Genomic DNA, 21626 nt, shown 5'->3' with positions numbered 1-21626 from the left:
GCCGGGCGCGCGCCCGGTCAGACCGTGAAGCTCACGCCCTGGGCGAGGGGAAGCTCGCCGGAGTAGTTGACCGTGTTCGTCGCGCGGCGCATGTACGCACGCCAGGCGTCCGATCCCGACTCGCGTCCGCCGCCGGTCTCCTTCTCGCCGCCGAAGGCGCCACCGATCTCGGCGCCCGACGTGCCGATGTTGACGTTGACGATGCCGCAGTCGGAGCCCTCGGCCGACAGGAACCGCTCCGCCTCGGCCTGGTCGCGGGTGAAGATGCTCGACGACAGGCCTTGCGGCACAGCGTTGTTCAGCTCGATCGCTTCGTCGATCGTCTCGTAGGGCAGGAGGTAGAGCACCGGCGCGAAGGTCTCCTGCTGCACCACCGGCGTCTGGGAGTCGATTCGGACGATGGCCGGGGCGGCGTAGTAGGCGTCGGGGGCGGTCTCCTCCAGGGTGCGGTGGCCTCCGGCGACGAGCTTGCCGCCCTCCTCGGCCGCCTGCCTGATGGCGCTCTGCATCGCCTCGTAGGCGCGGGCGTGGATGAGTGGGCCGACCAGCGTCCCCTCGCTCGTCGGGTCGCCGATCGGGAGCCTGGAGTAGGCCGAGACGAGCCGGTCGGTGAGCTCGTCGATCACAGAGGTGTGCGCGATGACGCGGCGCAGGGTGGTGCACCGCTGGCCCGCCGTACCGGCGGCGGAGAAGACGATGCCCCGCACCGTGAGGTCGAGGTCGGCGCTCGGGGTGACGATGGCGGCGTTGTTGCCCCCGAGCTCGAGCAGCGACCGGCCGAAACGGTCCGCAACCCGCGGACCGACCGCCCGGCCCATGCGGGTGGACCCGGTCGCCGAGAGGAGCGCAACACCGCGGTGGTCCACGAGCGCCTGGCCGACGTCGGCGCCCCCGATGAGGACCTGGGAGAGGTCGGCCGGGGCCCCGACCTCGTCGATGGCCCGGGCCAGGATGGCGTGACTCGCCAACGCCGTCAGCGGCGCCAGCTCCGACGGCTTCCAGATCACCGGGTCGCCGCAGACCAGGGCGATCGCGGTGTTCCACGACCAGACCGCAGCCGGGAAGTTGAAGGCCGAGATGACGCCGACGATCCCGAGCGGGTGCCACGTCTCCATCAGCCGGTGGCCGGGGCGCTCGGACACCATGGTCCTGCCGTAGAGCTGGCGTGACAGCCCGACGGCGAAGTCGCAGATGTCGATCATCTCCTGCACCTCACCGAGCGCCTCCGAGGTGATCTTGCCGACCTCGAGGCTGATGAGGGTGCCGAGGTCCTCCTTGTGGAGGGCCAACAGCTCGCCGAGACGCTTGACGAGCGCGCCCCGAGTGGGCGCCGGGACCGTGCGCCACGACCGGAACGCTGCGTGGGCCCGGGCCACGGCGTCGTCGACCGCACCGCCGTCGACCCAGCGCACCGAGGACAGCGGCAGGCCGTTGACCGGGGACGTGGTCACGACGTCGCCGGCGATCGCGTCGATGTCGACGCCGCAGCGGCGCGCCGTCTCCGTGGCGAGGCTGTGGAGGTCGGGGCTCCGGGTGGTCTGCTGCGTCGTCATGGGGTTCTCCTTGGTGTGTGGTTTCGCTCGGTCGAGGCTGGCGCGGCCGGGCCGCTGGTCGGTTGGAAAGATCGTGACCCTGGCTCACACGATGTTGAGCTCGGGTCGGATGTCGCTCGTGGCGAACCGGTCGCCGTGCAGGCTCGAGACGTCGATGACGGGCGGCCGGCCGAGGTAGAGGTCGCGCATGACCTCACCGATGGCCGGGCCCATGAGGAAGCCGTGACCCGAGAACCCCGTGGCGTAGAGGAACCGGGAGACCTCGCGAGCCTCGCCGATGAGGGCGTTGTGGTCGGGCGTCATCTCGTAGAGGCCGGCCCATCCGGCGGCGAGACCCGTCTCCGCCATGACCGGAACCCGCTTCTCGATGGCGTCGGCCAGACGCGGCAGCCAGTCGTCGGACTGCGTGAGCTTGAAGCCGGGGGTCTCCTCCGGGTCGGACATCCCGAGCAGGAGTCCAGGCCCTTCGCAGTGGAAGTAGAGGCTCGTGGAGAAGTCGATGGTGAAGGGAGTCCGCGGGTCCAGTCCGGGGATCGCCTCGGTGGTGAGGATCTGACGGCGCAGGGGTTCGACGGGCAGGTCCACGCCGACCATGGCCCCCACCGCCGCGGACCAGGCACCCGCCGCGCAGATGACGGTGTCGGTGGCGATGGTGCCGCGGTCGGTCACGACGCCGGTGACGGTGCCGCCCGTGGAGGCGATGTCGGTGACCATGCAGCCGCGCACGAGGCGGGCACCGGCACGGCGGGCGGCGCCGGCGTACCCCAGGACGACCGACTCGGGGGTGCAGTGCCCGTCGGTCGGGGACCACGCCGCCGCAAGGAGCCCCTCGGTGCTGATCATCGGCGAGAGCTGCTTGGCCTCGGAGACCTCGATCATCCGGCTCGGCACGCCGAGCTCGTTCTGCAGGGCCACGTTCTGCTCGAAGGCCGCAACGTGGTCGGGCCGGTCGAGCAGGAAGAGGTAGCCGACCTGGTGCAGGTCGATCTCCTGGCCGAAGGTCTCCGCGAAGGTCTCGAACGTCCTGAGGCTGCGCAGCCCGAGCTCGATGTTGACCCGGTCGGAGAACTGGGCACGGACGCCGCCGGCAGCCTTGCACGTGGAGCCGGAGCCCAGCTCGCCCCTCTCGACGAGGACGACGTCGGTGACGCCGGCTCGGGCTAGGTGGTAGGCGGTGGACACGCCCATGACCCCGCCGCCGACGACGACGACGGAGGCGTGGGTGGGCAGGTTCGCGGCTTGCGCCATCGTGGGCCTCGATTCGTCGGGGGCGAGGACGGAGCAGCGACGCGGGGAACGACCTCGGTCCGTCGGCTCTCGCAGCCATCGTCGGCCACGGCAAGGTTCACGACAAGCGAACCTTTCTGGCCTTTGATGTTTAGAATCCCTGAAGTCAGCAGCCGAGTCACCAGCCGTCCGGAGAGGGCTCGTCGTGGGCGCGTCGTCGAGGTTGAACCTCACCCAGCTCGCCACCCTGCGCGAGCTCGTCCGCAGGGGAACTCTCGCCGCGGCGGCCGAGCACCTCGGGTACACCGCGGGCGCCGTGTCGCAGCACCTCTCCTCGCTGGAGCAGAACCTGGGCACACCGCTCGTGCAGCGCTCGGGGCGGCAGCTTGGGCTGACCGATGCCGGCCGTGTCATGGCCGGGTACGCCGAACGGCTCCTGGCCCTGGAGGCCGAGGCGGTCACCGTCACGAGGTCTGTGCAGGGTGGCGCCGCCGGACCCCTCCTCGTCGGGACCTGGGGAAGCACGGCCGTGGGTCTGCTCGCTCCCGTCGTGGAGCGAATGGCGGCCGAGTACCCCGAGGTCGTCGTGTCGTCCCGCGAGGTCGACGTGGACGACGCGGCCGGCTCGGTACGCCACGGGGACGTCGACATCGCGTTCGGGCTCGACTACGCCGATGCGCCGATGCGGCGCGATGCCGGGCTGTCGGTCGTCGAGCTGCACTCCGAGACCTTCGCGGTCGCCGTGGCACCGGCCGCCTGGTCCTTCGGCCGTGGCCCTGACGCGGCCAGCGTGGCGACCGTGACGGAGCTGGCGGAGCTGAGCTGGATCCTGGCTCCCGAGTCGAGCCAGTTCGGGCGGGCGGTGCGAGCCGGGTTCCGACGCCGGGGGCTCGAGCCTCGCGTCGTGCACGAGGTCACCGACACGGGTGCCTCCCTGCAGCTCGCGGCGGCAGGCCTGGGGGCGACCGTGACGACTGACCTCATGCGGCGGCTCAACCCGTCCCTCCAGCTGGCCGCCCTGCAGATGGCCGACCCCATGAGCCGTCAGATCGTGCTGATCACGCGCGGCGCTGGGACGCCCAGGGAGCCGGTCCGGGTCTTCATCGAGGTGGCCCAGACCATCGTCGCCGAGATGGTCGGAGCCCGCGGTCTCACCTGAGCCGGCGGCCCAGGAGTGCCTCGACGTCTTGCACGGAGGCCGCCGACTCGGCGGCGTAGATCTCCTCCGGAACCATCACCTCCCGGCCCATGACCTGCGCCATCCAGGCCGGGTCGCGGTCGGCGCCACCGTCGGCGGCGTCCACGGCGCCGTGGTCGGTCAGGTTCGACGCGAAGATGCCGGCGGCCGACCGGGGCAGGAAGTCCTCGTAGACGATCGGCACCGGGTGCAGGACGCCGGTCGCGACCAGCCCCGTGACGGTGGCCTCCTCGAGCGCAGCTGCCTGCTGGGGGTCGGCGTTGCCGGCCGCGACCGCGTCGTCGACGGTGACGGTGAAGAACCCCAGCCCCTGGGTGCACAGCTCGCGTTCGGTCCCCGGGAACCCCTCGGCCCAGACCTGTGGTGCGACGTCGGCGCGGCTCAGGTCGGGTCCCGCCGCGAGGCGTCGGTCGGTCTCGGCCGTCAGCTGCTCGAAGCGGTCCCGGCCGGCGGGCGTGAGCGCGATCCCGCGGGCCTCGACCTCTCCGAACCGCACCCGCAGCGCGCCCTCGGTCAGGCTGCCGTCGGGATGGCGGAACGTGCGCGGCTCGGACAGCGCTCGGAACGACGTCTGCCGCAGGAGCACGTCGGGCCCGTCCCAGCGGGGCGGTCCCTGGATCTCGTCGATCATCTCGACGCCGCGTGCCTGCATCGAGGCGTAGAGGTCGTCGATGTCGAGGACGCGGGGTGTCAGGTGGTTGATGTGCGTCGTCGTGACACCGCCGATGTCGGCGGCCACGGCCGAGACCCGTTCGAGCTCGGAGTACCAGGCCCGGTCGACGGGTTCCCGGGACAACGCGAACGAGGCCGTTGCGAGGTCCAGGTAGCGCTCGGCGTCGGCCGCCGACAGCTCGCCGTGGGCGATCGCGCGGTCGGCCAGCGTCAGCAGCTCGGGCGGGAACAGCTCCCGGGCCTCGAGGAAGCTCGTCAACCGGTGCTCGAGGTCGGCGTCGAAGAAGCGACGGTCCTCCGGCACCAGCACCGATGTGAAGACCCGGAACGGGTTCACCGCGAGCTCCGCCCGGTCGAGGGGGCGGAAGGCCGTGGAGACGACGGGGATCGGGGCCGGCGCCGCGTCGCGGAGGTCGTAGAACCCGCACGGGAACATGCCGAGGGCGCCGAAGACGCGCGAGACCTGCTCGAGCTCGCGCGGTGAGCCCACCCGGATGGCTCCGTGCCGCTCCGCGGTGACCCGTTCCATGGTGCCGAGCCTCGCGGCGTCCGGGCCGAGCCGGGACATGACCCGCTCGTTCACCTCCTGCGACACCTCGACGAGGGTGTTGTACGCCGGCACCTCGCTGCCGTAGAGGGCCGAGAGGCGCGCCGCGAAGCGGGCGCGCAGCTCGGTGCTGCTGACCGTCGTGCCTTTCGTGCTCATGCTGCTCATGCTGCTCGCCTTCCGCCGGGACCGAGCCGGCCGTGCCGGCCTCTCAGCTGCATGGCGGCCCGGACCCGCTCCTGCGCGATGTCCTGGGCCGTAGCGTGCGTGGTCAGCTTCCGGTTGCGGGCCTCGGTGACGACCGTGACGGTGTTCTGCCGCATCTTCGCCGAGACCATCGGGAAGACCGCGTCCGGGTCGACGGTGAACGGCGAGTACCTCGCGTCCATCGAGTGCGCCGCAGCGACGATGCCCCCGGCGTTGGCGATGAAGTCCGGCACGACGGTCACCCCCCTTCCGTGCAGCACGTCGAGGGCGGCCCCAGTGGTCGGCATGTTGGCCCCTTCGACGACCAGACGTGCGGACGTCGAGGAGGCGAGGTCCTCGTCGATGACGTCCTCGCGGGCGGCAGGGATGAGGATCTGTGCCTCCGAGGTGAGCGCTGCCGCGGGGGCGACGGACCCGCCGTATTCGACGACGCAGCCGTCCCCGACGTGCTGACGCAGCTCGACGAGCTTGGGGATGTCGATGCCGTCGGCGTCGAGGATCGCCCCTTCGGCGGTGGACACGGCCACGACGACGGCGCCCAGCTCGACGAGCCGTTCGGCCGCAGCCTGACCCACGGCCCCGAACCCCTGGATCGCGACGGTCGCTCCTGCGATGGGCAGCGAGATCGCTGCCGCCGCAGCGTCCGTCGCCTCGGCGACCCCGTAGCCGGTGACGCCGAGCTCGTCGTAGGGCAGGCCGCCCAAGGCGCGCGGGAGGCCGACCGCAGCGCCACGGTCGCCGAGCTCGTCGACGATGATCGCGGCGTCCTTCTCGGTCAGGCCCATGTCCAGGCCGAAGACGTACTCCGTCGGCACCTCGTTCGACAGGGCTCGCGCGAACGCCCTGAGGACCTCCTCCTTGTTCGGCGCGGTCGGGTCACCGAGGATGCCGGCCTTGGCTCCCCCGTGGAAGAGGTCGACCCCGGCCCACTTCCAGGTCATCGTCCGGGCCAGCCTTGCCACCTCGAACACGCTGAGGTGCGGGCTCATCCGGGTCCCACCCTTGCCGACGCCTCGCGCGGTGTTGTCGATGACGAGCACTCCACGCATCCCCGACCTGCGGTCGGAGACGCAGACGACCTTCTCGGGCCCCCACTCGTCCATGAGCTGGAGGGTGTCGAGCTGCATACCGTCCTCCTTCGTCCGTTCCGCGTGAAGCCTGCCGTGCACGCCGGCACCTTCGGAAGGGTCTGGAGACCGCCACGCTCTGACGTCTCGGTAAGCATTGCTGGTGCTCGTGGCCCTGGCTTCTCGGGTGCCTCTCCCGCCCGAAGGGCTATCGTCTCCAGCGATGGACGCCGATGTCTGCCGAGCCGGTCGTCGATCCGTCACCCCGGCAGCCTCGTTCATCAAGCGACGGGACAAGGACTCGTAATGCTCAACCCGGTGCACCTGGGGACCCTCACGACGGTGGTGCGGTGCGGGTCGTTCGCCGATGCGGCGCGCCAGCTCGGATACACGCCCTCGGCGGTGTCCCAGCAGATCTCGACGCTGGAGCGCCATCTCAAGGTTTCGCTGTTCGAGCGGGACGCACGCAGCATCCGGCCCACGCCCGTGGCCCAGTTCATCGTCACGAGGTGCGGCGCCGCGCTGGGGTCGCTCCGCTCGCTCGAGGACGACATCCACCTGCTGCTCGGGGGTGTCATCGGACGCCTCCGGCTCGGCAGCTTCCCGTCCGCAGGTGAGCACCTCCTCCCGGCCGCCCTCTCCGCGTTCCGACGAGGCAACGACCGCGTCCAGGTCGAGCTCGACGAGGGCGAACCCGACGAGCTGATGCCGCTGCTGCTGGCACGAGAGCTCGACGTCGCGCTCGTCTACCGGTACGCACTGGTCCCTCGGCGGTGGCCACGTGGCGTGAAGATCCGCCGCCTCCTCACCGAGGACCTGCTCCTGGTCCTGCCACCCGGCCACCCGCAGGCCGGCACGGACGTCGTCGACGTCGCCGGCCTCGCCGAGGAGACCTGGGTCTCGACGCGTAACGGCACGGCCGCCGCCACGATGCTGCGTCAGCTCTGCCGCGGCCACGGGTTCGAGCCGGCCGTCTCGTACCGGAGCAACGACTACGGCGTCATCCAGGGGCTCGTGCGGGCGGGCCTGGGCATCGCGCTCGTCCCGGCGCTGGGGCATCACCCGCACGAGCAGCTGGCCGTGGCCCGGGTGAGCGCCGCCTCGACGCACCGGGACGTCTTCCTGGCGGTGTCGCCGGCGGCGCCGGCCCCTCTCGTCGACTCCATGGTGGGGGCACTGGAGCAGGCGAGCCGGGACCTCGCCGCGTCGGCCCTGGGCGTCACGTGCCCTTGAGGCCCTCCGGTGAGGCGAGCCGCACGCCGCGGCTCACGCGCCGAACCCACCGGCGTCGCCGGGAGCAGGTGACGTCGCTGACGGCCAGGTCGAGGTCGTCCCGCGCGACCCGCCGCATCGTGGGCTCGACGGCCCCCGCCACCTGGCTCACCCGGTGACCCTCGAGTGGATCGGCGTCCGTCGGACGTCGGGTTCCGAGTGGTACGGGACGCTGGTGACCACGACCCCCGGAACGGTGAGCAGGCGGAGCTTGAGGCGCAGGGCGCTTTGGTTGTGCAGCAGACCCTCCCACCAGCGGTCCACGACGTACTCCGGTATGAAGACGACGACGAGGTCTCGGGGGTTGTCCGACCGCAGCCGCAGAATGTGGTCGACGATGGGCGTGGTGATGTCGCGGAAGGGCGACTCGAGCAGGGTGAGCTCGACCGGCAGCTCGGCGTCGGCCCATTCGCGTTCGATCGCCTGGGACTCTTCCGGGTCGATGCACACGGTGACTGCGCTCAAGGTCGAGGGTCGCGTCGCCCGGGCGTAGGCGACCGCTCGGAGTGCCGGCTCGTTGAAGTGCGACACGAGCACGAGGGCGTGCACCCTGCTGGGCAGCAACCGTGCGTCGCGTCGGGGCGCGAGCTCGCCGGCGACGCGGGTGTAGTGGCGGTTGACGCCTCGCATGAGCAGGCACAGCAGGGGGACGGTGATGACGACGAGATACGCCCCACCGCTGAACTTGGTGACGAGCACGATGACGAGCACGAGCCCGGTGCACGTGGCCCCGAACGCGTTCAGGGCGCGGGACGTGTTGATGCGGCGTCGTACCCCGGGCGCGACGACCCGCTCCAGCTCGCGGTTCCAGTGACGCACCATGCCGATCTGGCTGAGGGTGAAGGAGGTGAAGACTCCGAGGATGTAGAGGTGCAGCAGCTGGTCGACGTCGGCGCGATACGCCACGATGAGCAGCCCGGCCACGAGGGCAAGGGCAACGATGCCGTTGCTGTAGGCGAGCCGGTCGCCCCGGGTGCGAAGCTGGGTCGGCATGAGCCGGTGCCGGGCCAGCAGCGAGGTGAGCATCGGGAAGCCGTTGTACGCGGTGTTCGCGGCGAGGAGGAGCACCAAGGCGGTGGCGGCCTGGACGACGTAGAACATGAGGCTGCCCCGGCCGAACACCGCTGCCGCCAGCTGGGCGATCACGGTCTGCTGGGGGTCGGTCTGGCAGTTCCCGTGGAAGCCGACCAGGTCGCACGCGTCTTCGGCGACGTGGACGCGGGCGACGATCGACAGCACGGTGATGCCGGTGAACATGGTGACCGCCAGGACACCCATGACCAGCAGGGTCCGGGCGGCGTTGCGCGACTTGGGTGGGCGGAAGGCCGGCACTCCGTTGCTGATCGCCTCGACTCCCGTCAAGGCCGTGCACCCGGACGAGAACGCCTTGAGGGCGAGGAACAGCAGCGCCAGTCCGGTCAGACCCGACTGCGCGGGATGCACGGTGTAGCCAGCGCTCTCCGCAACCGGGGTACTGCCGAGCAGCGCGCGGGTCAGCCCGACCCCGACGACGGACAGGATCGAGGCGACGAACACGTACGTCGGTACGGCGAAGGCCCGTCCGGACTCGCGGGTCCCGCGCAGGTTCATGATCGTCAGCGCGGCGATGACCCCGACGGCGATGGTCACCCGCTGACCGTGCAGGGCGGGAAAGGCGGAGATGATGTTGTCGATGCCGGCGGCCACCGAGACCGCCACCGTCATGACGTAGTCGACCATGAGCGAGGCGGCCACGACCATGGCGGGGCCGCTGCCGAGGTTGTCGCGCACCACCTCGTAGGATCCGCCGCCGTTGGGGTAGGCGCGGACGACCTGTCGATAGGACACGACGACCACGGTGAGGAGCACGACCACGGCTGCCCCTATCCACGGAGTGAAGGAGAGGTAGGCGAGCCCACCGAGTGTCAGGACCTTGAGGATCGCCTCGGTGGCGTACGCGACGGACGACAGGGGGTCGGAGGCGAAGACCGGCAGCGCGATCCGCTTCTGAAGGAGGGTCCCTTCGAGATGGTCGTTGCGCATCGGTCGCCCGACGAGGATCCGCTTGGCGGTGTTCAGCTGTCTCAGCACCTGCCCGACGGTAGGAGCGCTCGCGCATAGGTTGTGCAAGGGAATGCGGCCTGCGTGCATGGAGTGCGCAAGGATGTCGGCGTGGCGCAGAACGTGTCGGCCGATGTCGACGGGTCGCTGAGTGCGCTCCCGGACACCGCGGCCGTGGGCGCCCTGCCCCGCACCCGTCGCCTGAGCGGCATCGCGCTCGCGGTCCTGCTGCCGGTCGCGCTCACCACGACGCTCGTGCGGGCCGGTGATGTCGTCGGTGTCGCCGGCGACGCGCTGGCTCTGCTCATTGCCGTCATCGTGACGGCTCTCGTGGGCGGGCAGTGGTCGGCGGTGCTCTGCGCGCTGCTCGGGTCCAGCCTGCTGAACTACTGGTTCATCCCGCCCGTACGCACCTTCCAGATCGGTGAAGCGCGCAACATCTGGACCGTGGTGGGGTTTCTCGTCGTCGGGCTGCTGGTCAGCGGCGTGGTGCATCGCGCCGCCTCGACCGCGTCTGCGGCGGCCCGGGCGGCCGCAGAGGCGCGGACCCTCTCGGACGTCGCGCGGGCCACCCTTCGAGGCGAGGACGCGTTGCCGACCCTCTTGGAGCACATGCGTCGCGCGTTCGGGATGACCTCTGCCAGCGTGCTGCGCAGACACGCAGATGCGGTGTCCGACACGGGCTCGGACTTGATGCCCGGCTGGGCCGTCGTCGTGGCACGAGGTCCCGACGCACCGCAGTCCCCCGCCGAGGCCGACATCCAGATGCCGGCGGGCCAGGGTCTGGTGCTGACCCTGTCAGGACGGTCGCTGGGTGCTTCCGACCGCGCGATCCTCGAGGCGTTCGCAGCGCAGGTGCAGGCGCTGCTGGAGCGTGACGACCTGGCCCGCAGCGCAGCCCAGGCCGCCAGGCTCGAGGCGTCGGAGAAGCTTCGCGACGCCTTGCTGGCGGCGCTCGGTCACGACCTTCGGACCCCGCTGGCCGCGGCCACGGCCGCCGTCACCAGTCTGCGCAGCAGCGACGTCACGTGGACCGAGCCGGAACGGGAAGAGCTTCTCGCGACCGCCGAAGAGTCCTTGGCCCGCCTCGGGTCCCTCGTCTCGGACCTGCTCGACCTGTCGCGTCTGCGTGCGGGGGTGTTGAACGTGTCACGGCAGACGCTCTGGCTCGACGAGCTGCTGGCGCCGGCTCTCGATGAGCTCGGCACGAACGCCTCGGACGTCGTCGTCGACCTCCCGGACGCCCTTCCTCCGGTCGTCGCAGACGCCGGCCTGTTGATGCGGGTGCTGGTCAACGTTCTCGGGAACGCCTTGCACCACGGCAGCAGCGAGGCCGCACCGCCGGTCGTGACCGGCCGGGTCGCCGACCACGGCGTCGACCGCGACGGCGAGCGCAATCGTGACCGCGTGGAGCTGCTCGTCATCGACCACGGCCCGGGCGTGGAAGCGCAGGAGCAGGAGCGGATGTTCCGACCGTTCCAACGACTTGGGGACACCGACAACACGACCGGTCTGGGCATCGGTCTGGCTCTGTCCCGAGGCCTCATCGAGGCGATGGCCGGCACGATCACCCCGCAGCCGACACCGGGCGGGGGCCTCACGATGGTCCTTTCCCTGCCCCGCGCCGACCACGCCGACGACGCTGACGGTGCTTACGGTGCTGACCGCGCTGACGGCGCTGACGGCACTGACGGAACCGCCCCGCCGGACGAGGGCCGACCATGACGCGGATTCTCGTCGTCGACGACGACGCGCAGCTGGCCCGCGCGTTGCGGATCAACCTGCGAGCGCGAGACCACGAGGTGCACGTGGCCACCGGGGGCGCGGTTGCGCTGCAGATGGCGGCGACGGTGGACCCTGACCTCGTCGTGCTCGACCTCGGGCTGCCGGACCTGGACGGCATCGAGGTGATCCATGGTCTGCGGGGCTGGAGCGACGTCCCGATCATCGTCCTGTCGGGTCGCGGCAGCGGCCCCGACAAGGTGTCGGCCCTGGACGCCGGAGCCGACGACTACGTCACCAAGCCGTTCGGCATGGACGAGCTGCTCGCGCGCATCCGGGCTGTCGTCCGTCGGGTCGGACCGGCCGACGGGGCCGACCCACCCTGCGTCGAGTTCGCCGACATCACGGTCGACCTGGCCGACAAGCTCGTGACCCGGCACCGAGCCGACGGCACCGTGCAGGACGTGCACCTGACTCCGACGGAGTGGAACCTGCTCGAAGCACTGGTCCGCGCCCCGGGCAAGCTCATGTCACAACGTCTCCTGCTGACCCAGGTCTGGGGGCCGGCCTACGCGACGCAGTCGGCCAACTTGCGCCTCTACATGACCCAGCTACGACGCAAGCTCGAACCCGAGCCATCGCGCCCCCGGCACCTGCTGACCGAACCCGGGATGGGTTACCGCTTCCGCCCCTAGGCCTCGTGGCCCAGTCAGGCGGCCGGGACGAGGAGGGAAGACTGGCCGACGGCGGGTGACAGGATGCAGGTATGCGTGACCTGCCGACGCGGGCCCTGGTTCGCGGCGCACGGCTGTCCTTGGTCCCGACGGCCTACGTTGGCCGCCGGGCCCTGGGGCTGGCCCGGCGGGTCGGGGGTCTGCCGGCCGAGGTGATCGCCGCCGAGGTGCAGGCCCGAACCGCCGAGCAGCTGTTCGCGGTCCTCGGCGAGCTCAAGGGCGGTGCGATGAAGGGCGCGCAGTGGATGTCGGCGATGGAGGCCGCGTTGCCCGACCGGCTGGCCGGCGCCTACGGCGAGGCGCTGACCCGCCTGCAGGAGGCCGCCCCCGCGATGCCGACCAGCATCGTTCACGACGTGCTCACCGAGTCGTTCGGCAGGGGCTGGCGCCGGCGGTTCGTCGAGTTCGAGGACGAGCCGGCTGCTGCCGCGAGCATCGGACAGGTGCACCGCGCCGTCTGGGCTGACGGACGCCCGGTTGCGGTCAAGGTGCAGTACCCACGCGCCGGGCAGGCCCTGGCGGCTGACCTGCGGCAGCTGGACCGCCTCGGCCCGGTGTTGCGCGCCGTCGCGCCGGGCCTGGATGCCCGGGGGCTGTTCGCCGAGCTTCGTGCTCGGGTGATGGCGGAAGTCGACTACCGGCAGGAGGCTGCGGCGCAAAGCGAGTTCGCGCGGGTCCTGCGTGACGACCCGGACTTCTGCGTCCCCCAGGTGGTCGAGGTGGCCGACGGGGTGCTGGTCTCGGAGTGGGTCGACGGCACGCCGGTGGCGCAGATCGCCCGCCGCGGCTCCGAGCAGCAGCGCGACCGCGTCGGGCTGCTCCTGGCTCGGATGATGCTCTCGAGCCCCCCACGCGTGGGGCGGCTGCACGGCGACCCGCATCCCGGCAACTTCCGGCTCCTCGACGACGGCCGGCTCGCCGTGGTCGACTTCGGCTCGAGCCTGCCGATGCCTGACGGTTGGTCACCGCGTCTGGTTGCGCTCGTGCGTGCGGGACGGGACCGTGACGAGGCGGAGCTGTTCGACGTCGCAACGCGCACCGGGTTGGTCCGCAGCGCGGAGGTCACGCCGGAGGCCCTGCTCGAGCTGGTCGATCCACTGCTCGAGCCCTTGCGGCACAAGGCGTTCCGCTTCGACCGCCCATGGCTGCGGGGCCAGACGGCCCGGATGTCCGACCCCAGCTCGACCGCCTCCCGCGCACAGCGCAAGCTGCACGTCCCGGTACGGAACCTGCTCGTGCAGCGCGTCATGGCCGGAACCACCGGGGTCCTGTGCCTGCTCGGCGCACGGATACCTCTGCGCGACGAGGCAGCCAGGTGGCTGCCTGGACTCGGTGGGCCATCCGCGGCAGAGGCTCCGGGGAACGGCGCCACCTAGCCGTGGCCGTCTGACAGCGCCGACACCTGAGCGCTCGTCGCCTGCCCGCCGGCGCGACGAGGCGCCTTCGATCCGGGACTTTGCGCAGGGGCGTTGTCACCGAGCACCAACGGGCAGGCACCGACCTCCGGGCGTCTGAACGCGAAGATGGTGGCGAGCTTCAGCGCGGTCGGATAGACGTCGTTGGTGGACTGGCTCTGGTTGACGTCCTCGTTGGGGTGCACGAGCTGGTAGCTGCCCTTGACGTGGCCGAGATGCTCCAGGGCCAGGTTGGCGATCACCTCGTTGGCGTTCATGTTGGTGGGGGTGCCGGCCCCGCCTTGGATCATGTCCACCACGAACTGGTCGGCGTACCGGCCCGCTCGCAGCTGTTCGCATGCGTGGACGATCGCGTCGGCTTTCGTCGCCTCCAGCGTGCCGAGGTCGCGGTTGGCCTGCGCCGCTGCTTGCTTGACGCAGGCCAGCGCGCGGACGAGGTCGGGGTATTCCCCGACGACCGTTCCGGTGACGGGGAAGTTCTCCACGGCGCGCAGGGTGTGCACGCCCCAGTAGGCGTCCTGGGGCACCTCCCGGCTGCCGAGGAGGTCGTGTTCGGTGCGGGTGCCGACGCTTGGGCCGGCCGGCTGGTCAGGGGCAGCAGCCGCCTCGTGCCGTGGTGGGGCGCTGTTCTGCGTGTCTGCCGGTGCCGGTGTCATGGCGGTTCCTTCGCTGGTCTGTCTGGGTGGCGTGGCCGTGGAGCGGGGACGGTCGCGGGCATCTTCGCGGCCCGGCCGTCGTCAGCCGATGTGCTGCTGGGGCCGAGCGAGCGTCGGGCGGTGCATGCTCACGCGGCCGGGTCACGACCCCAGGCCCGCATGCCGTTGCCGCAGCGGCGGAGAACCGCGGCGGCTAGCACCAGGGCCGGATCGACCAGTGGCGCCGGGCAGCCGGTGCCATCGAGCGCCAGGGGGACTTCGGTGCATCCGGCGAGGAGTGCCTGCGCGCCTCTGTCTACGAGAGTGTCGGCGGCGCGTTCGAACGACGCCGCAGCCTCGGCCGGCCGGGCCCCGGCCTTGATGTCGCGGATGGCGCCCATGACCTCGTGGTCCTGGACCTGAGGGTCCGGGACGATCGTGGTGATCCCGGCCTGGCGCAGAGCGTGCTGGTAGAGCCCGGCCGTGATGGTCCCCGTCGTCGCGAGCAGGCCCACGGCGCTGACGCGCGGGTGGGCACGGCGCAGGTGGTCGGCGACCTCGTCGACCATGTGGACCAGGGGCAGCCCCGCCGCCGCGGCGGCCGCGGGCGCGAAGGCGTGAGCGGTGTTACAGGGGACTGCCAGCAGCGTCGCGCCGCTGGCGGCGAGTGCGCGGGCGCCCGCGATGAGGGCTTCGGTGGGGTCTGGGCCGCGGCCCAGCAGCGCCTCCGTCCGGTCCGGGACGGTGGGGTCGGCCCAGATGACGACGCGGGGGTGGTCCTGGTCCCGGTTCGCGACGGTCATCTGCACCAGCTTCGTGTAGAAGTCGGCGGTGGCGGCCGGCCCCATGCCACCCAGGATGCCGATGACCTCAGTCATGGCCCTGCTGCTGGTCGGGCTGGAGCGGGGTAGGTGTCCCTGCCACTGCGGCCGGCTCTCGACCCGCGGCCGCGTCCTCCGGCTGGAGTTCCGCGGCGGTGGGACGTGCGGGGCGCCGCTTCTCCGAGCTGTCGATGACACAGGCGGCCAGCGTGTTGCCGATGACGTTGACGGCAGTACGAGCCATGTCGACCAGGAAGTCCACACCCAGCAGGATGGCGATGCCTTCGGCGGGGATGCCGATGGTTCCGGCCGCGCCGATCAGCACGACGATGGAGGCCGAGGCGACCCCGGCCATGCCCTTGGACATGATGACGAGGATGGCGACCATCACCAGCAGGTGCGGGATCGAGGTGCCCGTGCCGTAGGCGTTGGCGAGGAAGACCAGGGCGATCGCCTGGTAGAGCACGGATCCGTCGGTGTTGAAGGAGTAGCCCAGCGGCACGACGAACGAGGAGGTCTCCCTGCCGACGCCGAGGGACTCGAGGCGGCCGAGCAACGGTGCGAGCACGGCCTCGCTGCTGCGGGTGACGAAGGCGAGACCGACGAGATCGGCGATGGTGCGTAGCATCGTCAGGTAGGGGATCCGGTAGATGCGGGCGATGATCGGGAAGACGACCCCGAGGACGAAGACCAGGCCGAGGTAGACGACGCCGACGAACGCGAAGAGGCTGCCGAGGTTGCCGACGCCGTACTTGGCCACGTCGTAGGCGATGAAGCCGAGCACCCCCAGGGGCGCGAACCGGATGACGTAGCCGACGACGCGGAACATCGCCGTGGCGACGGCGTCCAACACGGTCACCAAGGGCTTGGCCGGCTCACCGACGGCGGAGACGGCGATGCCGAGCAGCACCGCGAAGAAGATGACGCCGAGCAGGTTCCCTTCGACCATCGCGCCGAGCAGGTTGGCCGGCACGATGTGCAGGATCAGCTCGTGGAAGTCCACCCCGTGCGCGAGCCCGGCGACCGAGCCGGGGTCGGCTCCCCTGATCGTGGCGCCCAGGCCGAGGTCGAAGCCCTTGGCCAGGAAGACCGCCAGGAACAAGATGACCGTGGTGACGACCTCGAAGTAGAGGATCGCCTTGCCGGCCATCCGCCCGATCTTCTTGGCCGACTCCATGCGAGCGATACCGAGCACGATGAGCGGGAAGACCAACGGGACGACGACCATCTTGACGCCGTTGAGGAACAGGTCGCCGAACAGCTTGAGCTGCTCCCCGACGGCTGGGGCCAGCAGCCCGATGCCGGCCCCGACTGCCACCGCGATCAGCGACAGGACCCCGATCGGGGGCAGCTTGACGCGGCGCTTGGGCCGGTGTGATGGCTCTCTGGCGTCCGTCCTGACGTCGTGCGTGCGTGACGGCGTGTCGGCAGCAGCGACGGTGATGCCCTTCGGCATGATGGCTCCAATATATCGGATACGGTGTGCATTGCTCAGGGTGCAGGTTCCGGCCATCGGCGTCAAGGGCGTGTACGGTATGCAATATGTTGGATGAGCCTGTAGAGCGTCAGCGCCTGTCCGACGTCGCCTTCGAGCGCATCCGGACGGCGATCATCACGGGCGAGCTGGCCCCGGGTGAGCGCGTTCGCGACGCGGACCTGTCGGCCCGGTTGGGGTTGAGCCGCACCCCCGTTCGCGAGGCCCTCATGCGTCTGGCCAACGCCGGTCTCATCGAGGCGAGGCCGGGAGTGCACACCCGCATCAGCAGGCTGGACCGTGCCGAGGTGGAGGACACCTTGGCCGTCCTGCGGCAGCTCGACGAGCTCGCCGTCTCGACCGCCGTTCCTCGGTTGACCACCGAGCAGCTGGCCGCGATGCGTCAGGCTCAGGACCGTTTCATCCAGGCTGCCCAGAGTGAGGACGTCATGGCCGCGCTGCAGGCCGATGACGAGTTCCATGGCGTCATCCAGGACGCCGCGAACAACCCGGTCCTGCGACGGCTCACGGACCAGACGCACCCCGTGGTGCACCGCATCCTCTACCGCAAGTTCTCCACGCTGCTCGGCGGCCAGAACACCATCGACCACCACGAGCGGCTCCTTGCGCACTGCGCCGCAGGCGAAGCGGAGGAGGCCGCACGCCTGTCCGCCGAGCACTGGCGTCTCCTCGGAGGGCTCATCGGCCAGCTCTTCGAAGCCGAGGCGTTCGCCTCCTAGCTCGAGCGCGGACCAAGGGAGAGCCACGAGATGAGACCGCTTCGATACTCGATCAACGTCACGCTCGACGGCTGCTGCCATCACGAGGCAGGACTGCCCCCCGACGAGGAGTCGATGCGCTACTGGACCGCCGAGATGGAACGAGCCGATGCCCTGCTCTTCGGCCGGGTGACCTACGAGATGATGGAGTCCGCGTGGCGGCGGCCGACTACGGGCCCGTGGCCCGACTGGATGGATGAGTCGCAGGTCCCGTTCGCCGAGGCCATCGACACGACGAAGAAGTACGTCGTGTCGAGCACGCTGCGCGAGGTCGACTGGAACGCCGAGCTGGTGCGAGGCGACGTGGGGCAAGCGGTGCAGCGGCTCAAGCAGGAGCCCGGCGAGGGCCTGTTCGTGGGTGGCGTGACGCTGCCCCTGGCGTTGGCGGACCTGGGACTGATCGACGAGTACGTGTTCCTCGTGCAACCGGTCCTTGCCGGACACGGCCCGACGTTGCTCGCCGGTCTGCGCGAACGCATCCGGCTCGAGCTCGTGGATCGCCATGCGTTCCGGTCGGGGACCATCGGCTTGCGATACCGGCCCACGCGAAGAACGGCGTGAGGGGACCTGCCCTGGCGCGTTGGCGGCCAGTGCACGCATCCACCGGGATCAGCGCGGACAGGCAAGGGCGCGCAACCACCGGACGAGCAGGGAGCGGCGGGGCCCTGCGGCGACGAGCTTCACCCGGCGCTACAGGGCGATCCATCCAGGTGTTGACGAACCGTTCGGTCGGGCTCGCCGGCCTGCCGCATCGTCATCCGCAGGCACGTGTGAAGGTCACCGGCCAGGATGCCGCCCAAGAACTGGGCGGCGCGGTCCGGGCAGCTGTGCAGGGTCACCGAGGAGGCCGACCAACGGCTCAGGTCGATGTCTCCTGTCGTCCAGGCTCCGGCCGGCACCCATGCGAACGCCTGTGAGGGGCCCGAGGCCGTCAACGTGAAGTCGGCGGCGCCCTGGCGCATCACCAAGGGGTTCTTGCGAAAGAACCAGTTCATCCCGGACGGGAGACGCAATCCCACGTCGCGCGCCCGCGGCGGCTCTTCCCTCGCAGACATCCTCGTCAACCCTTCGAACGGGATCGCGTCGACCGCGTCCCCGGGCTGCACGCCGAGCGAGTCCGCGCAGCCGAGCGACACGTGTCTGGTGCCGAAGCCCGACGACGCCGTGGTGGTCACCGATGCGCCCGGCGCACCAGGACCGGCGGTCGGGGCGTGCTCGGAACACCCCGCTGCGAGGACCGCCACGGCCAAGCAACAGGCTGTCACCACAGATTCCCGTGCCATGTCACCGGCCTCGATACGCCACGCCCGTCGCGCTTTGCCCTCCATTATCCCTGCAGTGCAGACTCGCCCGTGGGCGCCGCTGTCGGGCAGCTGTCGGTGCTGGCGGCTAGCGTCCTCGACGTGGCCGACGACCTCGAGATCATTGCCTTTGCAGCGGCGGACGAGCTGTGGTCATGGTTGGCGCAGCACCACGACACTCACCCTGGCGTCTGGGTCCGGCTGCAGAAGACCAACAGCCTGCATCCGTCGATCAGCTTCCACGACCTGTTGGAGGCCGGCATCGCGTACGGATGGAGCGAGAGCACATGCCGCGCCCACGACCGCACCTCGTACGTCCAGAAGTTCACGCCCCGGCGCACGCGAGGAACGACGGCCCAACGCAACCTCACCATCGCCGACCGCCTCGAGGCGGAAGGCCGGATGACACCACCGGGGCGCAAGGCGCTCGACCGCTCGTCCGACGCGTCCGCGTCTCGCCGTGTCCGTGCTGCCGGCCGTCGAGAAAACCCCTTGCGCGTCGGCAGCACAGGATGTCGGGTGTGACAGAACACCCGACTCGAGAGGGACGTGACGCGAATGGCGCTGGCCACCCCGACGCTGCACACCGCTCGACTCCGACTGCGTCCCTTCGACGACACGGATGCCGACGACATCTTCGCCCTGCAGAGCAATGCCCACGTGTTGCGCTACTGGGACTCTGCGCCGTGGAGCGAACGCGAGCGCGCGGAGCGGTTCATCGCGCGTTGCCGACAGATGGCAGAGGAGGGCACCGGCGCGCGGCTGGCCGTGGATCGCGTCGCCGACGGGGCGTTCATCGGCTGGTGCACGCTGGACCGGTGGAACCCGGACTACCGGAGCGCGTCGCTGGGCTACTGCTTCGATGCTCCAGCGTGGGGCCACGGCTACGCGACGGAGGCCGCCGGTGTGGTGCTGCGGTGGGCGTTCGAGACGCTGGACCTGAACCGCGTCCAGGCCGAGACCGACACTCGCAATGTGGCGTCTGCCCGGGTGCTCGAGAAGCTCGGGTTCGTGCGTGAGGGGACGCTGCGGGAAGACTGCGTCGTCAACGGCGACGTCTCGGACTCATGGGTCTTCGGGCTGATCAGACGCGAGTGGCAGCCAGCCACGTGTGCGGCACCGCGCACCGTCAGCCGGAGGTGACGCCGAGCGTGCTCTCCCGGGCGATCAGCGTGTGGCCGGCGTGGACGTCCTCGCCCGGCACCGGTGTGCGCGCCTCGATGCGGTGGAGCAGCCGATCGACGGCTTCGGCCGCGATGCGCGCCTTGTCGGGCGCGATGGTGCTGATGGTGGGCGTGGAGTAACGGCCGTCCTCGATGTCGTCGTAGCCGATGATCGCGACGTCCTCGGGCACGCGCAGGCCACGCTGGAGCACCGTTCGCACGGCGCCGAGGGCAACGAGGTCGCTGTAGGCGAAGACGGCCGTCGGTCGGTCCTCGCGCTCGAGCAGCGCGGCCATCGCGGTCGCACCGTCGGACCTGTTGAACCGCGGCGTGGAGATGACGAGGGTGTGGTCCACCGGCAGCCCGGCCTCCTCGTGGGCCAGGCGGTAGCCGCGCGTGCGCCGTTGAGCGGCCTCTCCGGTGCGGTAGGGCTGGTCGCCGATGGCGGCGATGCGCCGATGCCCGAGGTCGATGAGGTGCGCGACGGCGTCCCGCGACGCCGCGACGTCGTCGATGCCGACGTGGTCGAAGTGGCCGTCCGACTCACGCTCGCCGAGCACGATGAGGGGCAGGTCCGGATCCCGGACCGCGAGCTCAGCCTGGGACAGACCCAGCGGGCTGAAGATCATGCCGTCGTAGGCGAACCCCCGAGCGCGGCGCTTGATGAGCTCGGCCTCGTGCTCCGGGTCGCCGTCCGTCTGGTCGATGAGCACGTTGAAGCCGCGCTCTCGTGCGCGGGGGATGATCGCCTGCAGCAGCTCGGAGAAGTAGGGCGTGTCCAGGTAGGGGACGACGACGGCGATCTGGCCGGACCGGCCGTTGGCCAGGTTCCTGGCAAGCAGGTTCGGCCGGTAGTCGAGCGCCCTGATGGCCTCCTCCACCTTGGCCCGCGTCGCCGGTGTCACCTGGGCGTACCCGCCCACCACGTTGGACACGGTCCGCGGCGACACGCCGGCGAGCAGGGCAACGTCACGCAGGGTCGCGTCCGGCACGGGGTGCTCCTGTCTCGGGAAGAGGCACGTCGATGCGCCCGGGCTGGGCGGCGAGACCAATCTGACCACACCTATTGCCACGCTGCAAAGCTCCCGGCATACTCCTTTTGCAGCGCCGCAAAATGGTGCACACGGCCGACGGTCCACTGGCCCGGACCCTGCCCTACGCCCACCCGACGAACCGTGGGTGCGCGTCCGACCGGACGCAGCACCCTCTTTCTTCGAGTAGGCATGTTAACGCTCACACACGTGGGTGCTGATTTCCCAAGATGGAGAACCCGATGAAGCACCGTCGCTTCACCCCGCTCACCCGCGCCGGGAGCATCGTTGCCGGCGCCCTGACCGTCGCCACCCTCCTTGCCAGCTGCGCCGGTGGCTCGTCCGCCGCCGACGGCGGCACGGGCCAGGGCGGGAGCGCCGCGGGCCCTGTGCACATCAAGGTGTGGGCCTGGTACCCCGAGTTCAAGGGCGTCGTCGACGCCTTCAACGCCTCGCACAAGGACATCCAGGTCGACTGGAGCAACGTGGGCACCGGGCCCGACCAGTACGCCAAGCTCAAGACCGCCTTCAAGGCCGGCAGCGGCGCCCCCGACGTCGCCATGGTGGAGTTCCAGGAGATCCCGAGCTTCGTCATCCTCGACAAGCTCGTCGACATGGGCCAGTACGGCGCCAACGACGACAAGTCGCTCTATGCCGACTGGGCGTGGAAGCAGTCGACCGACGGCAACAAGGTCTACGCCATCCCCGTCGACGGTGGCCCGATGGCCCTCATGTACCGCAAGGACCTCTTCGACAAGTACAAGATCG

General features: G+C 70.6%; 20 protein-coding genes and 1 pseudogene. 10 read left to right on the top strand and 11 right to left on the bottom strand.

Annotation, left to right across the window (positions count from 1 at the left end; translation table 11 throughout):
- Positions 1–17: 17 nt before the first annotated feature.
- Positions 18–1553 carry an L-piperidine-6-carboxylate dehydrogenase gene (gene amaB / locus ACR9ZK_RS06895; RefSeq protein ID WP_481341152.1) on the bottom strand — a complete coding sequence of 512 codons (1536 nt, stop codon included), beginning with the start codon at positions 1551–1553 and terminating at the stop codon, positions 18–20.
- 84 nt (positions 1554–1637) lie between these two features.
- The gene (locus ACR9ZK_RS06890) at positions 1638–2801 is read right to left on the bottom strand and encodes an NAD(P)/FAD-dependent oxidoreductase (RefSeq protein ID WP_481341151.1); all 1164 of its coding nucleotides are present in this window, start codon (positions 2799–2801) and stop codon (positions 1638–1640) included.
- A 202-nt stretch (positions 2802–3003) separates the two neighbouring features.
- Between ACR9ZK_RS06890 and ACR9ZK_RS06885 the strand changes: the two genes are divergently transcribed.
- On the top strand, positions 3004–3939 hold the full coding sequence (locus tag ACR9ZK_RS06885) for a LysR family transcriptional regulator (protein ID WP_481341150.1): 936 nt from the start codon (positions 3004–3006) through the stop codon (positions 3937–3939).
- Here the strand turns inward: ACR9ZK_RS06885 and hglS are convergent.
- Both hglS and ACR9ZK_RS06875 read right to left on the bottom strand, forming a co-directional pair.
- Positions 3932–5365, bottom strand: a complete 1434-nt coding sequence (hglS, locus tag ACR9ZK_RS06880; RefSeq protein ID WP_481341149.1) for a 2-oxoadipate dioxygenase/decarboxylase — start codon at positions 5363–5365, stop codon at positions 3932–3934. The two genes, ACR9ZK_RS06885 and hglS, sit on opposite strands and share 8 nt — an antisense overlap.
- Positions 5362–6531 (bottom strand): Glu/Leu/Phe/Val family dehydrogenase, encoded by a 1170-nt coding sequence (locus ACR9ZK_RS06875; protein WP_481341148.1) that lies wholly within the window; start codon positions 6529–6531, stop codon positions 5362–5364. The genes hglS and ACR9ZK_RS06875 overlap by 4 nt, the downstream gene beginning before the upstream one ends.
- A 246-nt stretch (positions 6532–6777) precedes the next feature.
- Between ACR9ZK_RS06875 and ACR9ZK_RS06870 the strand changes: the two genes are divergently transcribed.
- Positions 6778–7704 (top strand): LysR family transcriptional regulator, encoded by a 927-nt coding sequence (locus ACR9ZK_RS06870; RefSeq protein ID WP_481341147.1) that lies wholly within the window; start codon positions 6778–6780, stop codon positions 7702–7704.
- Here ACR9ZK_RS06870 and ACR9ZK_RS06865 read toward each other — a convergent pair.
- Positions 7691–7855 carry a hypothetical protein gene (locus ACR9ZK_RS06865; RefSeq protein ID WP_481341146.1) on the bottom strand — a complete coding sequence of 55 codons (165 nt, stop codon included), beginning with the start codon at positions 7853–7855 and terminating at the stop codon, positions 7691–7693. The two genes, ACR9ZK_RS06870 and ACR9ZK_RS06865, sit on opposite strands and share 14 nt — an antisense overlap.
- Complete coding sequence (locus ACR9ZK_RS06860; RefSeq protein WP_481341145.1) at positions 7852–9813, bottom strand: APC family permease; 1962 nt, start codon at positions 9811–9813, stop codon at positions 7852–7854. Before ACR9ZK_RS06860 ends, ACR9ZK_RS06865 begins: the two co-directional genes overlap by 4 nt.
- A gap of 81 nt (positions 9814–9894) precedes the next feature.
- Between ACR9ZK_RS06860 and ACR9ZK_RS06855 the strand changes: the two genes are divergently transcribed.
- The 3 genes from ACR9ZK_RS06855 to ACR9ZK_RS06845 all read left to right on the top strand — a co-directional run bounded on the left by ACR9ZK_RS06855 (position 9895) and on the right by ACR9ZK_RS06845 (position 13615).
- Entirely contained in the window at positions 9895–11508 is a 1614-nt protein-coding gene (locus ACR9ZK_RS06855; protein WP_481341144.1) for a sensor histidine kinase, read from the top strand.
- Positions 11505–12200 (top strand): response regulator, encoded by a 696-nt coding sequence (locus ACR9ZK_RS06850; RefSeq protein ID WP_481341143.1) that lies wholly within the window; start codon positions 11505–11507, stop codon positions 12198–12200. The genes ACR9ZK_RS06855 and ACR9ZK_RS06850 overlap by 4 nt, the downstream gene beginning before the upstream one ends.
- 71 nt (positions 12201–12271) lie before the next feature.
- Complete coding sequence (locus ACR9ZK_RS06845) at positions 12272–13615, top strand: ABC1 kinase family protein (protein ID WP_481341142.1); 1344 nt, start codon at positions 12272–12274, stop codon at positions 13613–13615.
- 134 nt (positions 13616–13749) lie between these two features.
- Here ACR9ZK_RS06845 and ACR9ZK_RS06840 read toward each other — a convergent pair.
- From ACR9ZK_RS06840 to ACR9ZK_RS06830, 3 genes and pseudogenes are all read right to left on the bottom strand, one after another.
- A pseudogene (locus tag ACR9ZK_RS06840) lies at positions 13750–14310 on the bottom strand (lyase family protein); the annotation flags it as partial.
- Positions 14311–14438: 128 nt separating this feature from the next.
- The gene (gene cuyB / locus ACR9ZK_RS06835; protein ID WP_481341141.1) at positions 14439–15167 is read right to left on the bottom strand and encodes a cysteate racemase; all 729 of its coding nucleotides are present in this window, start codon (positions 15165–15167) and stop codon (positions 14439–14441) included.
- Positions 15160–16566, bottom strand: coding sequence for a dicarboxylate/amino acid:cation symporter (locus ACR9ZK_RS06830; protein WP_481341140.1), 1407 nt, complete (start codon positions 16564–16566; stop codon positions 15160–15162). Before ACR9ZK_RS06830 ends, cuyB begins: the two co-directional genes overlap by 8 nt.
- An 86-nt stretch (positions 16567–16652) precedes the next feature.
- On the opposite strand from ACR9ZK_RS06830, the gene ACR9ZK_RS06825 reads away from it, so the two are divergent.
- Together ACR9ZK_RS06825 and ACR9ZK_RS06820 are read left to right on the top strand one after the other, a co-directional pair.
- Entirely contained in the window at positions 16653–17324 is a 672-nt protein-coding gene (locus ACR9ZK_RS06825; protein ID WP_481341139.1) for a GntR family transcriptional regulator, read from the top strand.
- 30 nt (positions 17325–17354) lie between these two features.
- Positions 17355–17924: a dihydrofolate reductase family protein gene (locus ACR9ZK_RS06820; protein WP_481341138.1), complete on the top strand. Its 570-nt coding sequence runs from the start codon at positions 17355–17357 to the stop codon at positions 17922–17924.
- 119 nt (positions 17925–18043) lie between these two features.
- Here ACR9ZK_RS06820 and ACR9ZK_RS06815 read toward each other — a convergent pair whose 3' ends face one another.
- Positions 18044–18538, bottom strand: coding sequence for a hypothetical protein (locus ACR9ZK_RS06815; protein ID WP_481341137.1), 495 nt, complete (start codon positions 18536–18538; stop codon positions 18044–18046).
- A gap of 228 nt (positions 18539–18766) precedes the next feature.
- Between ACR9ZK_RS06815 and ACR9ZK_RS06810 the strand changes: the two genes are divergently transcribed.
- Together ACR9ZK_RS06810 and ACR9ZK_RS06805 are read left to right on the top strand one after the other, a co-directional pair.
- Positions 18767–19189 (top strand): YdeI/OmpD-associated family protein, encoded by a 423-nt coding sequence (locus ACR9ZK_RS06810; protein ID WP_481341136.1) that lies wholly within the window; start codon positions 18767–18769, stop codon positions 19187–19189.
- 33 nt (positions 19190–19222) lie between these two features.
- Positions 19223–19807, top strand: a complete 585-nt coding sequence (locus tag ACR9ZK_RS06805; RefSeq protein WP_481341135.1) for a GNAT family N-acetyltransferase — start codon at positions 19223–19225, stop codon at positions 19805–19807.
- Here ACR9ZK_RS06805 and ACR9ZK_RS06800 read toward each other — a convergent pair.
- Positions 19794–20819, bottom strand: a complete 1026-nt coding sequence (locus ACR9ZK_RS06800) for a LacI family DNA-binding transcriptional regulator (RefSeq protein WP_481341134.1) — start codon at positions 20817–20819, stop codon at positions 19794–19796. The two genes, ACR9ZK_RS06805 and ACR9ZK_RS06800, sit on opposite strands and share 14 nt — an antisense overlap.
- A gap of 281 nt (positions 20820–21100) precedes the next feature.
- On the opposite strand from ACR9ZK_RS06800, the gene ACR9ZK_RS06795 reads away from it, so the two are divergent.
- The coding region (locus ACR9ZK_RS06795) for an ABC transporter substrate-binding protein (RefSeq protein WP_481341133.1) at positions 21101–21626 on the top strand (526 nt) is incomplete at its 3' end.

Source organism: Monashia sp. HAY1-5C (assembly GCF_056755255.1).
The sequence above is the reverse complement of the archived record's forward strand: the minus strand, read 5'-3'. Positions and strand labels throughout refer to the sequence as shown.